Annotated in this window: 12 protein-coding genes; 4 read left to right on the top strand and 8 right to left on the bottom strand. The window is 60.7% G+C overall.

Annotation, left to right across the window (positions count from 1 at the left end; translation table 11 throughout):
- Positions 1 to 196: 196 nt before the first annotated feature.
- Entirely contained in the window at positions 197 to 1,210 is a 1,014-nt protein-coding gene (locus BLU01_RS09235; RefSeq protein WP_092273766.1) for a zinc-binding alcohol dehydrogenase family protein, read from the bottom strand.
- 32 nt (positions 1,211 to 1,242) lie between these two features.
- The gene (locus BLU01_RS09230; protein WP_092273763.1) at positions 1,243 to 1,536 is read right to left on the bottom strand and encodes a putative quinol monooxygenase; all 294 of its coding nucleotides are present in this window, start codon (positions 1,534 to 1,536) and stop codon (positions 1,243 to 1,245) included.
- Positions 1,537 to 1,655: 119 nt separating this feature from the next.
- Between BLU01_RS09230 and BLU01_RS09225 the strand changes: the two genes are divergently transcribed.
- The 3 genes from BLU01_RS09225 to BLU01_RS09215 all read left to right on the top strand — a co-directional run bounded on the left by BLU01_RS09225 (position 1,656) and on the right by BLU01_RS09215 (position 5,130).
- On the top strand, positions 1,656 to 2,585 hold the full coding sequence (locus BLU01_RS09225; protein ID WP_092273760.1) for a LysR family transcriptional regulator: 930 nt from the start codon (positions 1,656 to 1,658) through the stop codon (positions 2,583 to 2,585).
- Positions 2,586 to 2,888: 303 nt separating this feature from the next.
- Complete coding sequence (locus BLU01_RS09220; protein WP_092273756.1) at positions 2,889 to 3,623, top strand: ArsR/SmtB family transcription factor; 735 nt, start codon at positions 2,889 to 2,891, stop codon at positions 3,621 to 3,623.
- Positions 3,624 to 3,750: 127 nt separating this feature from the next.
- Complete coding sequence (locus BLU01_RS09215) at positions 3,751 to 5,130, top strand: MFS transporter (protein WP_092273752.1); 1,380 nt, start codon at positions 3,751 to 3,753, stop codon at positions 5,128 to 5,130.
- A 112-nt stretch (positions 5,131 to 5,242) separates the two neighbouring features.
- On the opposite strand, the gene BLU01_RS09210 is transcribed toward BLU01_RS09215, so the two are convergent.
- The 3 genes from BLU01_RS09210 to BLU01_RS09200 all read right to left on the bottom strand — a co-directional run bounded on the left by BLU01_RS09210 (position 5,243) and on the right by BLU01_RS09200 (position 8,469).
- The gene (locus tag BLU01_RS09210) at positions 5,243 to 6,196 is read right to left on the bottom strand and encodes an adenosine deaminase (RefSeq protein ID WP_092273748.1); all 954 of its coding nucleotides are present in this window, start codon (positions 6,194 to 6,196) and stop codon (positions 5,243 to 5,245) included.
- A gap of 81 nt (positions 6,197 to 6,277) precedes the next feature.
- Positions 6,278 to 7,243 (bottom strand): isopenicillin N synthase family dioxygenase, encoded by a 966-nt coding sequence (locus BLU01_RS09205; RefSeq protein ID WP_092273745.1) that lies wholly within the window; start codon positions 7,241 to 7,243, stop codon positions 6,278 to 6,280.
- Positions 7,244 to 7,386: 143 nt separating this feature from the next.
- Positions 7,387 to 8,469, bottom strand: a complete 1,083-nt coding sequence (locus tag BLU01_RS09200; RefSeq protein WP_092281542.1) for a BMP family ABC transporter substrate-binding protein — start codon at positions 8,467 to 8,469, stop codon at positions 7,387 to 7,389.
- 309 nt (positions 8,470 to 8,778) lie between these two features.
- Here BLU01_RS09200 and BLU01_RS09195 point away from each other — a divergent pair, with 309 nt between their 5' ends.
- Complete coding sequence (locus BLU01_RS09195; protein ID WP_092273742.1) at positions 8,779 to 9,894, top strand: calcium:proton antiporter; 1,116 nt, start codon at positions 8,779 to 8,781, stop codon at positions 9,892 to 9,894.
- Between the two features lie 122 nt (positions 9,895 to 10,016).
- Here BLU01_RS09195 and BLU01_RS09190 read toward each other — a convergent pair whose 3' ends face one another.
- The 3 genes from BLU01_RS09190 to BLU01_RS09180 form a co-directional block, all read right to left on the bottom strand.
- The gene (locus BLU01_RS09190) at positions 10,017 to 11,375 is read right to left on the bottom strand and encodes an 8-oxoguanine deaminase (protein WP_092273738.1); all 1,359 of its coding nucleotides are present in this window, start codon (positions 11,373 to 11,375) and stop codon (positions 10,017 to 10,019) included.
- 258 nt (positions 11,376 to 11,633) lie between these two features.
- A complete protein-coding gene (locus tag BLU01_RS09185; RefSeq protein ID WP_092273735.1) occupies positions 11,634 to 12,320 on the bottom strand; it encodes an SDR family oxidoreductase in 687 nt (228 codons plus the stop codon).
- Between the two features lie 25 nt (positions 12,321 to 12,345).
- The gene (locus BLU01_RS09180) at positions 12,346 to 12,696 is read right to left on the bottom strand and encodes a MerR family transcriptional regulator (RefSeq protein ID WP_092281540.1); all 351 of its coding nucleotides are present in this window, start codon (positions 12,694 to 12,696) and stop codon (positions 12,346 to 12,348) included.
- Positions 12,697 to 12,733 lie beyond the last annotated feature (37 nt).

The following is a 12,733-nucleotide window of genomic DNA, read 5'->3' as shown; positions in this document are numbered from 1 at the left end:
ATTGTGACAACGGGCAAGCATCTGACTGACGGTGTAGGACTTGTAGGAGTGTTTGCGCGGCTGTGTGCGGGACTGCTTTTTGTGGGAATGTTTTTGCGACTGCTTTTGCAACTGCTTTTGTGGGAGCAAAGCTTGCTCGCGATGGCGATCTTGAGGACGCCTTCGCGGGCAAGCCTTGCTCCTACAGATTCGGCGGTTAAAAGCCTTCGAGGACGATTTTGCCTTTGGCCTTGCCGCTTTCCAGCAGCTCATGCGCGCGCCGCAGATTAGCCGCATTGATCACGCCGAAGTGCTCGCCCACTGTGGTTTTCAAAGTCCCGGCATCGATCAGCTCAGCCACCCGGTTGAGCAAATTGTGCTGCTCGAGCATGTCAGCGGTTTCAAACAGCGAGCGGGTGTACATGAATTCCCAGTGCAACGACAGGCTCTTGCGCTTGAGTTTGGTCACGTCCAGCGACTTCGGATCGTCGATCAACGCAAGTTTGCCCTGCGGCGCCAGAGCCTCGACCAGTTGGTCCAGGTGCTCATCAGTCTGGGTCAGGCTGGCCACGTGGGTCACGTGCTGAATATCGGCGCGCTTGAGTTCTTCGCTCAGCGGCTGGCTGTGATCGATCACCAGATCGGCGCCCAACTCACGCACCCAGTTCTGGGTTTGTTCACGGGACGCAGTGCCAATAACCTTTAACCCAGTGAGCTGGCTGGCCAGTTGCGTGAGGATCGAACCGACTCCGCCCGCCGCGCCGACGATCAACAAACTCTGACCTTCATCGGTTTTGCCTTCGCGCACTTGCAGGCGCTCGAACAACAATTCCCACGCAGTAATCGCGGTCAGCGGCAACGCGGCGGCTTCGGCGAAACCGAGGGTTTTCGGCATGTGGCCGACAATGCGCTCGTCGACAACGTGCAATTCGCTGTTGCCGCCAGCGCGGGCGATGGAGCCGGCGTAGAACACTTTGTCGCCCGCCTTGAACAGCGTCACATCGCTGCCGACCGCTTTGACCACACCGGCAACGTCCCAGCCGAGCACTTTGGCGGCGCCGTTTTCAGGTTGGACGTTCTGCCGGACTTTAGTGTCGACCGGGTTGACCGAAATCGCTTTAACTTCCACCAGCAGGTCGCGCGGGCCGGCGAGCGGTTCTGGCAGTTCGATGTCCTGCAACGACTTGGCGTCGCTGATCGGCAGCGAGGCGTAATAGGCAATGGCTTTCATGAAAAACTCCGCAAGGGTAATAAAGGAAGAAATCAGCTCAAGGTGCGCAGGCGCTTGAGCTCGAAGTGTTCGAGGAAGTCACCGGCCTTGGCGCGAAAGTTTTGCACGTGGGCGCTGGCGTCATGCGCCTGCAGGGCTTCGTCGCTGCTCCACTGCTCGATCATGTAGAAGGCCAGCGGGTTGGCGAGGTCCTGGTGCAAATCGTATTGACCGCAACCGGCCTCGACGCGGGTCGGTGCCAGCAGCGCTCGCAGGTGTTGTTCGAGGGCATCTTGCTGACCCGGTTTGGCGATGAGCGTGGCGATAGCGGTGAAAGGCTGGGACATGGTCGACTCCTGACGCTGCGTGATGGGCGATGGGGCAGATAATTAGCTATTTCCCGGCAAGATAAAACCCGCTAAAAGAGCAGTCTCTTTCAATATTTTTTTGATAATCGGGGCTGAAGATGCTGCGTTTCGACGATTTGCAGTTGTTTGTCCGGGCCGCGGATTTGGGCAGTCTGTCGGCGGCGGCGCGGGTGATGGACATGTCGGCGGCCGTGGCCAGCGCGGCGCTCAAGCGCATCGAACAGCAACTCGGCGCACGTTTGCTGGCCCGTTCCACGCGCAGTTTGCGCCTGACCGCCGAAGGCGAGGGTTTTCTCGAATATGCCCGCGCGGCGCTGAGCAATCTGGATGAAGGCCGGCGGTTGCTCGCCAGCGGCCAGGATCAAGTCAGCGGCATTCTGCAATTGTCGGCGCCGTCGGACTTTGGGCGTAACTTGCTATTACCGTGGCTGGATGAATTTCAGCGCGAACACCCGAAACTGACCGTGCGTCTGCTGTTGGGCGATCGCATTGCCGACCTGTTCCGGCAACCGGTGGACATCGCCCTACGTTACGGCGAGCCGGAAGACTCAAGCCTGGTGGCGCTGCCAATCGCCGCAGAAAATCGCCGCGTGCTCTGTGCGTCGCCCGCGTACCTCGCGCAGCACGGCGAACCGCGTCATCTGGAACAACTGGCGCAGCACAATTGCCTGTTGTTCATGCTCGGCAGCCGGGTGCACGACCGCTGGAGTTTTCACGACGGCAAACGCGAAGTCGGCTTGACCGTCAGCGGCGACCGTTTCAGCGACGACGCCGATGTGGTGCGCCTGTGGGCGGTCGCGGGAGCCGGGATCGCTTACAAATCCTGGCTCGACGTGGCGGCCGATGTACTCGCCGGTCGCCTCAAAGTGCTGTTGCCGGAATTGCTTTGCGAGCGCGCACCGCTGAATTTGCTGTGCGCCCATCGCGCACAATTGAGTAAGCCGGTGAACCTTCTACGCGAGATGCTTGCCAGCCGATGCGCGCAATTGAGTAGTCAATTTCCGCGATTCTCGGCGGTTGATCATTAGTCGCAGGCAAATAGCGAAATTTCCGTCAGGAACTATCACCTCTTGCCGGCTCCCAAGGGCAGGAACCGACGGCCAACGCGCTTATACTAGCGCCCGCCTGAAGCCTGTAACGCCGAACCGGCCTGCCCGCGTTCACCATCAGCCGTGCCTGCCATGGGGTCGCCCGAGGTTGCCCGATACAGCGTGCTGCCGGGCGGTTTGCCGGGCCCGGTTTATGGCAGTTATCGCGTCTTGGCCGACGAACCATTACTGGTCAATATGTCCGTGAGCAGTAGACGAAACGATTCCACAGGGAGTGAATACATGGAACATGCACCTTGCATCAGCCAGATCGCCACGTTGCTGGCTGACCCCAAGCGCAGCGCAATGATGTGGGCCTTGATGGATGGCTCGGCGCGGCAGACCGAGGAGCTGGCCCTGATGGCCGGGCTGTCGCCCTCTTCGGCCAGTGCACACTTGGCGCGCCTGGCGGCCGGCGGTCTGTTGAAGGTCGAAGAGCGCGGGCGCAAACGCTTTTTCCGCCTCGCTGCGCCGGAAATCGGCGCTGCAGTAGAAGCCCTCGCCAGCGCCAGCATCGCCAGCCAGCCACGGCAAATTCCCGAAACCCTCAAACGCGCCAACCCCATGCTCAAACGCCCAATGGCACCGGCGTCGCTGTTGCAGGCGCGTTTATGTGATGACCATCTCGGCGGCACGCTGGCGGCGGATTTGTATCAGCGTTTGCTCGATGCCGGGTGGATCGAGCAGTTCGATCAGCGCGTAGTGGTCACCCACAAGGGCGCCACGCAACTGGCCAGCCGTGGTGTGTTCGTCCAGGCGCTGGCTCATCGCAACGCGCAAATCGCCTGCGCCTGCCCCGACTGGAGTGAACGCCGTCCGCACATGGGCGGTTCATTGGGCGCGGCGTTGCTGCAGCTGTTCCTGCAATCCGGCTGGCTGACCTTGCCCAACGATTCCCGCGCATTGCAAGTCACCGCCACCGGCCAGCGTGAAGTTCACCGGTTCGCCCGGGAAACCGAGCTGGAAATGGCCTTCTAGAGCTTTTGTAATCGGCGTACGCAAGGACCAACGTCGTTCACGGTTGTGAGCAGGTCGCACCCGGCAATTACCCGCCGTCGCTATCGCGCACACTCGATCCGGGGACTTTCGGATGGGGGAACGCGACATGCAAATAGCACAATTCAGCGCGGCAGAACGTTTGGAACGCCTGCCGATCAGCGGTTATCACCGCATCATTTTCATCATCATTGCCTTGGCGTTTTTCTTCGATTCCATGGACCTGGCGATGATGACGTTCCTGCTCGGTTCAATCAAAACCGAGTTCGGCCTCAGCAGCGCCGAGGCCGGGCTGCTGGCCAGTTCGAGTTTCTTCGGCATGGTGCTGGGGGCATCGCTGTCCGGCATGCTGGCTGATCGCTTCGGGCGTAAACCGGTGTTCCAGTGGAGCATCGTGCTGTGGGGCATCGCCAGTTACTTGTGCTCCACGGCGCAGAATATTGAAACGTTGACGCTGTTCCGCATTCTGTTGGGGATCGGCATGGGCATGGAGTTTCCGATCGCGCAGTCGATGCTCTCGGAGCTGATTCCGGCGAAGGGGCGCGGGCGTTACATCGCGTTGATGGACGGCTTCTGGCCGCTGGGGTTCGTCGCGGCCGGCGTGCTGTCGTACTTTTTGCTGCCAGTTATCGGGTGGCGCGACATCTTTCTGGTACTGGCGGTGCCGGCGGTGTTTGTCCTGGCGATCCGCTTTTTCATTCCCGAGTCGCCACGCTGGCTCGAACAGGCCGGTCGGCACGAGGCGGCGGACAAAGTGTTGCTGGGCATTGAAGAACGGGTGCGCAAATCCCTCGGTCGTGCAGAGCTGCCGGCGCCGATTCGTTTGCCGCGTGTGGCGAGTACGCCGGGCAACTTCTTTTCCGCGCTGCGGCAGATCTGGTCGCCGCTGTACCGCCAGCGCACGATGATGATCTGGAGCGTGTGGTTCTTCGCGTTGCTTGGCTTCTACGGGCTGACCTCGTGGCTGAGTGCGCTGTTGCAACAGTCGGGTTTTGCCGTGACGCAATCGGTGTATTACACGGTGCTGATATCGCTTGGCGGGATTCCCGGTTTTCTCATGGCGGCGTGGCTGGTGGAGCGCTGGGGGCGCAAACCGGTGTGCGTGGTGACGCTGCTGGGCGGCGGGGTGATGGCGTTTCTTTACGGGCAGAGTGCGGTGTTTGGCGGCAACGTCGGGCTGCTGATCAGCTCGGGATTGTTGATGCAGTTTTTCCTGTTCGGCATGTGGGCTGTGCTCTACACCTACACGCCTGAGCTGTACCCGACCTCGGCACGCGCGACTGGCTCGGGGTTTGCCTCGGCGATTGGCCGCGTCGGTTCGCTGCTCGGGCCGTTGGTCACCGGATTGGTGTTCCCGATAACCGGGCAGGGCGGGGTGTTCGCGTTAGGCGCGATGTGTTTCGCGATCGCGGCAGCGGTGGTGTGGGTGTTCGGCATGGAAACGCGAGGCAAGACGCTGGAGGAGCTGACAGAAGCAACCGCGATCTAAAAAAATGTGGGAGCGAGCCTGCTCGCGAAAGCGGTGTGTCAGTTAAACAAATGTCGACTGACACGCCCCATTCGCGAGCAGGCTCGCTCCCACAGTGGTTTTGCGGTGAGACTTACGGCTTGATCAACCGCGCATCCAGGCTGTTTTGCGCCAGACGCTTGGCCTGATCCTGGGTCATGCCGAGGTCGGTATACAGCGCATGGAAGTTCTCGGTGACGTAACCGCCGAAGTACGCCGGGTCATCCGAGTTCACCGTGACTTTGACCCCGCGTTCCAGCATGTCGAGGATGTTGTGCTGGGACATGTGATCGAACACGCAAAGCTTGGTGTTCGACAACGGGCATACGGTCAACGGGATCTGCTCGTCGATGATCCGCTGCATCAGGCGCTCGTCTTCGATGGCGCGCACGCCATGGTCGATGCGCTGGATTTTCAGCAGGTCGATGGCTTCCCAGATGTATTCCGGCGGGCCTTCTTCACCGGCGTGGGCGACGGTCAGGAAGCCTTCGTGACGTGCGCGATCAAACACTCGCTGGAACTTGCTCGGCGGGTGACCCATTTCCGAACTGTCCAGACCGACAGCGACAAACGCATCGCGGAACGGCAGCGCCTGATCGAGGGTTTTCTCGGCTTCTTCTTCGCTCAAGTGGCGCAGGAAACTCAGGATCAAACCGCTGGTGATGCCCAGTTGCTGCTCGCCATCCTTCAGCGCGGAAGCGATGCCGTTGAGCACCACTTCAAACGGCACGCCACGGTCGGTGTGGGTTTGCGGGTCGAAGAACGGTTCGGTGTGAATCACGTTCTGTGCCTTGCAACGCAGCAGGTACGCCCAGGTCAGGTCGTAGAAATCCTGCGAGGTGCGCAACACATCGGCGCCCTGGTAATACAGGTCGAGAAACTCCTGCAGATTGTTGAAGGCGTAAGCCTTGCGCAGGGTTTCCACGTCGTCCCACGGCAACGCAATCTTGTTGCGCTCGGCCAAGGCAAACAGCAACTCGGGTTCCAGCGAACCTTCGAGGTGCAAGTGCAATTCTGCCTTGGGCAGGGCGTTCAACCAGTCATACATGTTCGAATTCTCATCAGGTGCAATGCCGGCATTCTACAGATGCTCGCTGCAACAATTGGTAAAACCTGACCAACCGGTTGATCACACGGCTTCCTGTTCACGTCGATAAGCGTAGGTATCGGCGAAGCGCGAAAGCAGGAATTCGGCGCAAGTCGTCGCAGGATATTTCGCCGGGTGCTGCGCGTCCTGGCAACCGGGCAGGCATTCGATGCGCGTGTCGGGGTGCGGTTCGGCGAAGAATGGCATCGAGTAGCGGTCCACGCCCAACGGGCTGATCACTCGGTGCGGCGTCGACAGGTAACGGTCGTTGCTCCAGCGCGCCATCATGTCGCCGAGGTTGACCACAAACGTACCGTCGATGGGCGGCGCGTCGATCCATTCACCGTTGACGTTGCGCACTTGCAAACCGCCTGCGGCGTCTTGATACAGCAGCGTGATGCAACCGTAATCGGTGTGCGCGCCGGCACCTTGTTGTTCGGCGGAGCTGGCGGTGTGGCGCGGCGGATAGTGAATCATCCGCAGCACGCTGACCGGCTCGACGAAACGGCTGTCGAAGAAATCGCGGTCGATGCCGAGCGCCAGCGTCATGGCCCGCAGCAGGGTCTGCGCGAGCGCCTGCATGTCGCCGTAATGTGCCTCCATCAGCGCTTCCCAGCCGGGTTGCGCGGGATGGCGATTGGGCCCGCGCAGGGGTTTTTCCGCGAGCACCTGCGGGTGATCGGCCGGCAGGTGCAGGCCCATGTCGAAGGTTTCCTTGAGGTCGCTGGGTTTGCTCGGGTCGAGTTGCTCGGTAGCGATCGCGCCGTAACCGCGGTGGTGGCGGGTCTGGGTGATGTCGATCTGGAGTTTTTCTGCGGCGGGCAGGGCGAAGAAACGTCGAGCGTGGTCGAGCACCGCGTCGATGCGCGACGCGCTGATCGGGTGACCCTTAATGTAGAAAAAGCCCCACTCGCGGCAGGCGCGATCAATCTGCGCGGCGACCGCTTGCCAGGCGTTTTCGTCAGCGGAGTAGAGCGGGGCAATGTCGATGATCGGGAGTTGGTTCATGCGCAGTCCTCAGAACGCTCAAAGTCTATTGTGGGAGCGAGCTTGCTCGCGATAGCGGTGAGTCAGGCGCTATTGATGTCGACTGACACTCCGTCATCGCGAGCAAGCTCGCTCCCACAGGGTTTTGTGTCTGACTTGAAAGGCTACTTCGGTATATCGGCCTTCATGCCTTCCACGTAGTAATTCATCGAGGCCAGTTCGGCGTTGCTCGCTGTTGCCCCTTCGGCGATTTTCACGTTGCCGGCCTGATCTTTGATCGGCCCGGTAAACGGGTGCAGCGCGCCGCTCTTGATGTCGGCAATGATCTGCTCGGCCTCGGCTTTCACCGGCGCCGGCACCAGATCGCTGATCGGCAACTCAACCGTGCCTTCTTTCAAACCGCCCCAGTAATCCTGGGATTTCCACGTCTGGTCGATCACGCTCTGGGTCGCCTGAATGTAGTGCGGCGCCCAGTCGTTGACGATCGAGGTCAGCACCGCTTTCGGCCCGAAGTGCGCCATGTCCGAAGCGTAGCCCACGGCATACACGCCGCGACGTTCGGCAGCCTGAATCGGCGCCGGGCTGTCGGTGTGCTGGAACACCACGTCGACGCCCTGGTCGATCAACGCGTTGGCGGCGTCGGCCTCTTTGCCCGGATCGAACCAGGAATTGACCCACACCACTTTGATCTCGGTGCCCGGGTTGTATTTGTTCAGGGCCAGCTGAATGGCGTTGATGTCGCGGATCACTTCCGGGATCGGGAACGAGGCGACGTAACCGATTTTTTTGCTCTTGGTCATCTTCGCCGCAAGAAAACCGCCGACGTAACGCCCCTCGTAGGTGCGCGCCAGATAGGTGCCGAGGTTCTTGTCCTGCTTGTAGCCGGTGGCGTGCTCGAAGGTCACTTTGGGAAATTGTTTGGCGACTTTCAGCGTCGGGTTCATGTAGCCGAAGGACGTGGTGAAGATCAGGTCGTACTTGTCCTTGGCCATGTTGCGGATCACCCGCTCGGCGTCGGCCCCTTCGGCGACGTTCTCGACATAGTTGGTGGTGATCTGCGAACCGAATTTCTCCGCCAGTGCCTTGCGCCCCTGTTCATGCTGATACGTCCAGCCGTGGTCACCGATCGGGCCGATGTAGACGAAACCGACTTTCAGCGGGTCGGCGGCACTGGCGCTCAGGCTGGCGCTCAGACCGATGGCCGCCGCAACGGCGCACAGCAACTGCTTCAACGGACGTTTATGCATGAACTCGAACTCCATTTTGTTTTGTGGTTGGAGGAGCCAATGCAAATTGCTGACCAACAGGACAACAATCATTCCGAAACCGTGTCGCGCCCTTCGCGGGCGAGCCTCGCTCCTACAGGGACTGCGGCGCTCTTGTAGGAGCGAGGCTTGCCCGCGAAGAGGCCCTGAGGGCAACCGCAGAACTATCCCGGTGCACGTTTGCCAATCCACGCCATGCGCTGGTGCGCTAATGTGTAACGAAACGTTAGCGCCGCCCCGTAGTCAGTAGCTCATCACTCTGGTTTGCTTCACTCGGTAAAAAGGCTCGCAATGCTCACACTCCTCAAGCAAGAAAAGTTTCTCCTGCTGGCCGTTATCGCCGCCGTCGTCGCCTATCCGCTGGAACACTGGATATTGAACAACGGCCAACCGGTGGCGCTGGCCGCCGGGTTGATCCTGATCGGCTTCATCGTCGCCGCGTCGATGCGCGTCGCCCATCACGCCGAATTGCTCGCCGAAAAGGTCGGCGATCCCTACGGCACGATGATCCTGACCCTCGCCGCGGTGCTGGTCGAAGTGGTGATCCTCGCGATCATGATGAGCAACGAAGCGTCGCCGACCCTGGTGCGCGACACGATCTACTCGGCGGTGATGCTCGACATCAACGGCATCCTCGGTCTCGCCGCGTTGATGGGCGGGATCAAGCATGGCGAACAGTCCTACAACGACGACTCGGCGCGCAGCTATAGCGTGATGATCCTCACGGCCATGGGCGTTTCGATGGTGGTGCCGGAATTCATTCCCGAAGCCAACTGGAAGATTTATTCCGGGTTCACCATTGGCGCGATGGTGGTCCTTTATGCGCTGTTCCTGCGCATGCAGGTCGGGCCGCACAGCTACTTTTTCAGCTACAGCTACCCGGAAAAACGCCGCAAGAAAGTCACTGAGCAGGCTTCCGCAGAGCAGGCTTCGGCAGACGAAGCGGAGCCGGTCAACGTGACCCTGAGCATCGCGATGCTGGTGTTTGGCGTGGTGGTGATTGGTGCGTTGGCCGAAGTGATGTCGAAAACTCTGGATCTGGGGCTCGAAGGTACGGGCGCGCCGCCGGTGATCACGGCGATTCTGGTAGCAGCGATTTCCGCTGCGCCGGAGATTTTGACTGCATTGCGCGCCGCGCTGGCCAACCGCATGCAATCGGTGGTCAACATCGCCATGGGCGCGTCGCTGTCGACGGTGATCCTGACGGTTCCGGTGATGGAAGCGATGGCGCTGTACACCGGCCAGCCGTTTCAGATGGCGATGACACCGGTGCAAACGGTGATGATTTTCCTGACGCTGATCGTCAGCGCGATCAACCTCAATGACGGCGAAACCAATGCCATCGAAGGCATGACGCATTTTGTGTTGTTTGCGACGTTCATCATGTTGTCGCTGCTCGGTCTCTAACCTCACCACAAAACAATGTGGGAGCGAGCTTGCTCGCGATAGCGGAGTGTCAGGCACCAATAATGCCGACTGACACTCCGTCATCGCGAGCAGGCTCACTCCCACAGTTGATCGGTGTTGTGTCAGGTGCCAGCGATGAGTTGCCGCGCAGCCTGGCTGTGATCGGCAATCAAGCCTTTCAGATCCAGCCCTTCGATCTGGCCGTCAATCACTCGCCATTTGCCGCCGACCATCACTCGGTCCGCACGATCGGCGCCGCACAGCAGCAACGCCGACACCGGATCATGGCTGCCGGAGAAGCGCAGCTCATCGAGCTTGAACATCGCCAGATCGGCCTGTTTGCCCACCGCCAACTCACCAATGTCGCTACGCCCGAGCAGGCTCGCCGAACCCTTGGTTGCCCAACCCAGAACCAGTTCCGGGGTGATCTTCTCGGCACCGTAACGCAAACGCTGGATGTACAGCGCCTGCCGGGTTTCGAGCATCATGTTCGAGGCATCGTTGGACGCCGAACCGTCCACGCCCAGGCCCAGCAACGCACCCGCCGCCGTCAGGTCCAGCGTCGGGCAGATCCCGGACGCGAGGCGCATGTTCGAACTCGGGCAATGGCAAATACCAGTGCCGGCGGCGCCGAGACGGGCGATTTCATCCGGGTTGAAATGGATGCCGTGCGCCAGCCAGGTGCGCGGGCCGAGCCAGCCGACGCTGTCCAGATAATCCACGGTGCGCAGGCCGAAGCGTTGCAGGCAGAAGTCTTCTTCGTCGAGGGTTTCAGCGAGGTGAGTGTGCAGGCGCACGTCGAGTTTATTCGCCAGTTCGGCACTCGCGGACATGATTTCCGGGGTGACCGAAAACGGTGAGCAGGGCGCCAAGGCAATCTGGATTTGCGCGCCGTCGCCGCGTTCGTGGTACTCGGCGATCAGGCGTTGGCTGTCGGCGAGAATCACCTCGCCTTCCTGCACGGTTTGTTGCGGCGGCAGACCACCGTCCTTTTCGCCGAGGCTCATCGAACCGCGCGTGAGCATGGCGCGCATGCCGAGTTCGCGAACGCTTTCGACTTGCACGTCGATCGCGTTTTCCAGCCCTTCAGGAAACAGATAGTGGTGATCGGCAGCGGTGGTGCAGCCCGACAACAGCAATTCGGCCAGCGCGACTTTGGTCGCGAGGGCGAGTTTTTCCGGAGTCAGGCGGGCCCACACCGGATAGAGGGTTTTCAGCCACGGGAACAGCGGCTGATTGACCACCGGCGCCCAGGCGCGAGTCAGGGTTTGATAGAAGTGGTGATGCGTATTGATCAGGCCCGGCAGGATCACATGCTCGCGGGCATCGAAAACTTCTCCACAGGGCGCGGAGGGCCGCTGGCCAGCGGCGAGCAGTTCAACGATCACCCCGTCTTGCACAACCAGGCCGCCACGGGCATCGAGGCCATTGGCAGTGAAGATCGCAAGGGGATTTTTTAACCAGGTACGGGTCGCAGGCATGTTGGCCGGCTCCTCTGAAAGTGGGTTCAGGTTAGCCAGCTCAGTGATTACCCTGTCTGCTGATCCAGGGTCGCCGCGAGGACGAGGTGCGGAGTTTCCTGCAAAAAAGCTTCGCGGGCAAGCCTCGCTCCCACAGGTCCGACGCATAACCCCGTAGGAGCGAGGCTTGCCCGCGAAGGCGGCGTGTCATACACCAATGATGTCGACTGACACTCAGCCTTCGCGGGCAAGCCTCGCTCCTACAAAGGCAAATAGGGGTTACCAGGGAATGGTTTCACCCTTGTAGTTGACGAAGTGATGCCCGCCCTTGCCGGTGTACGCATTCACTTGATCGATCAGACCGCGAGTGCTGGTCTCGACGTCGAGGTCCGCGCCTTCGCCGCCCATGTCAGTCTTGACCCAACCCGGATGCAACGACAACACGGTGAGTTTTTGCTCGCCCAATTGCGTCACAAAACTGTTGGTCATCGAATTCAGCGCGGCTTTGCTGGCCTTGTACAGCGCCAGTTCCGGCGCGTCCGGCATGGTCACGCTGCCGAGCACCGAACTCATGAACGCCAGCACGCCGCTGCCGTCACGAATCTGCCCGACAAAGCGCTGCGCGAGGTTGATCGGCGCCACCGCGTTGGTGAAAAACAGTTGCCCGACTTCGGCCAGTGTCGCGCCGCCCGGCGTCTGCACGTCCGGGCCCTTGACCCCGGCGTTGACGAACAGCAGGTCAAACATTTCACCCTTGAGCTGCTGGCTCAGCGCGATCACCGCTTGCTGATCATCCATGTCGAGCTTTTCAATGCGCACCTTGCCCAGCGCTTGCAGCGCCGCGGCTTTCTGCGGGTTGCGCACGGTGGCGGTGACGTGCCAACCGTCGGCCAGCAGGGTTTTCACCAGCCCGAGGCCCAGGCCCCGAGAGGCGCCGATGATGAGTGCGGTTTTTGCCGTGGACATGTCGGGATTCCTTGATGAGTGAGGATCATGGATTCAAAGGACAACGCTGGCCCAGCCGTTGTTGCAACTCGCTGCGCAATGCACCGAGTTGGTCCATCCGGGTTTCGATCAACTTGAGCTTGTCTTGCAGCAATTGCGTGACGGCGGTGTCCGGGTCGGGCGATTGCCACAACGCGGCGACGCTGTTGCCGATTTCGCCGAGGGTAAATCCCAGCCGCTGCGCAGTCTTGATGTACAGCACCAGTTGCACCATGTCCGCCGGGTAGTCGCGGTAACCATTGGCGCTGCGTTGCGCCGCGATCAACCCGCGCTGCTCGTAGAAACGCAGGGTGTCGCGGCTGACGGCGCTGGCCTGGGCTAATTCACCGATGCGCATCATGACGTCTCGAAAGGGGCTTGACCCTGGAGCATAC

This window comes from Pseudomonas prosekii, assembly GCF_900105155.1.
GTDB lineage: Bacteria > Pseudomonadota > Gammaproteobacteria > Pseudomonadales > Pseudomonadaceae > Aquipseudomonas > Aquipseudomonas prosekii.
Note: the sequence above shows the minus strand (reverse complement) of the source record. Positions and strands in the feature narration are given on the sequence as shown.

Bases quoted from the DNA above. Each gene is read 5' to 3' on its own strand.
- BLU01_RS09215 (WP_092273752.1), top strand. From the start codon at position 3,751: ATGCAAATAGCACAATTCAGCGCGGCAGAACGTTTGGAACGCCTGCCG.
- BLU01_RS09230 (WP_092273763.1), bottom strand. From the start codon at position 1,536: ATGTCCCAGCCTTTCACCGCTATCGCCACGCTCATCGCCAAACCGGGT.
- BLU01_RS09185 (WP_092273735.1), bottom strand. From the start codon at position 12,320: ATGTCCACGGCAAAAACCGCACTCATCATCGGCGCCTCTCGGGGCCTG.
- BLU01_RS09205 (WP_092273745.1), bottom strand. From the start codon at position 7,243: ATGAACCAACTCCCGATCATCGACATTGCCCCGCTCTACTCCGCTGAC.
- BLU01_RS09225 (WP_092273760.1), top strand. From the start codon at position 1,656: ATGCTGCGTTTCGACGATTTGCAGTTGTTTGTCCGGGCCGCGGATTTG.
- BLU01_RS09180 (WP_092281540.1), bottom strand. From the start codon at position 12,696: ATGCGCATCGGTGAATTAGCCCAGGCCAGCGCCGTCAGCCGCGACACC.
- BLU01_RS09200 (WP_092281542.1), bottom strand. From the start codon at position 8,469: ATGCATAAACGTCCGTTGAAGCAGTTGCTGTGCGCCGTTGCGGCGGCC.
- BLU01_RS09235 (WP_092273766.1), bottom strand. From the start codon at position 1,210: ATGAAAGCCATTGCCTATTACGCCTCGCTGCCGATCAGCGACGCCAAG.
- BLU01_RS09195 (WP_092273742.1), top strand. From the start codon at position 8,779: ATGCTCACACTCCTCAAGCAAGAAAAGTTTCTCCTGCTGGCCGTTATC.
- BLU01_RS09190 (WP_092273738.1), bottom strand. From the start codon at position 11,375: ATGCCTGCGACCCGTACCTGGTTAAAAAATCCCCTTGCGATCTTCACT.
- BLU01_RS09220 (WP_092273756.1), top strand. From the start codon at position 2,889: ATGGAACATGCACCTTGCATCAGCCAGATCGCCACGTTGCTGGCTGAC.
- BLU01_RS09210 (WP_092273748.1), bottom strand. From the start codon at position 6,196: ATGTATGACTGGTTGAACGCCCTGCCCAAGGCAGAATTGCACTTGCAC.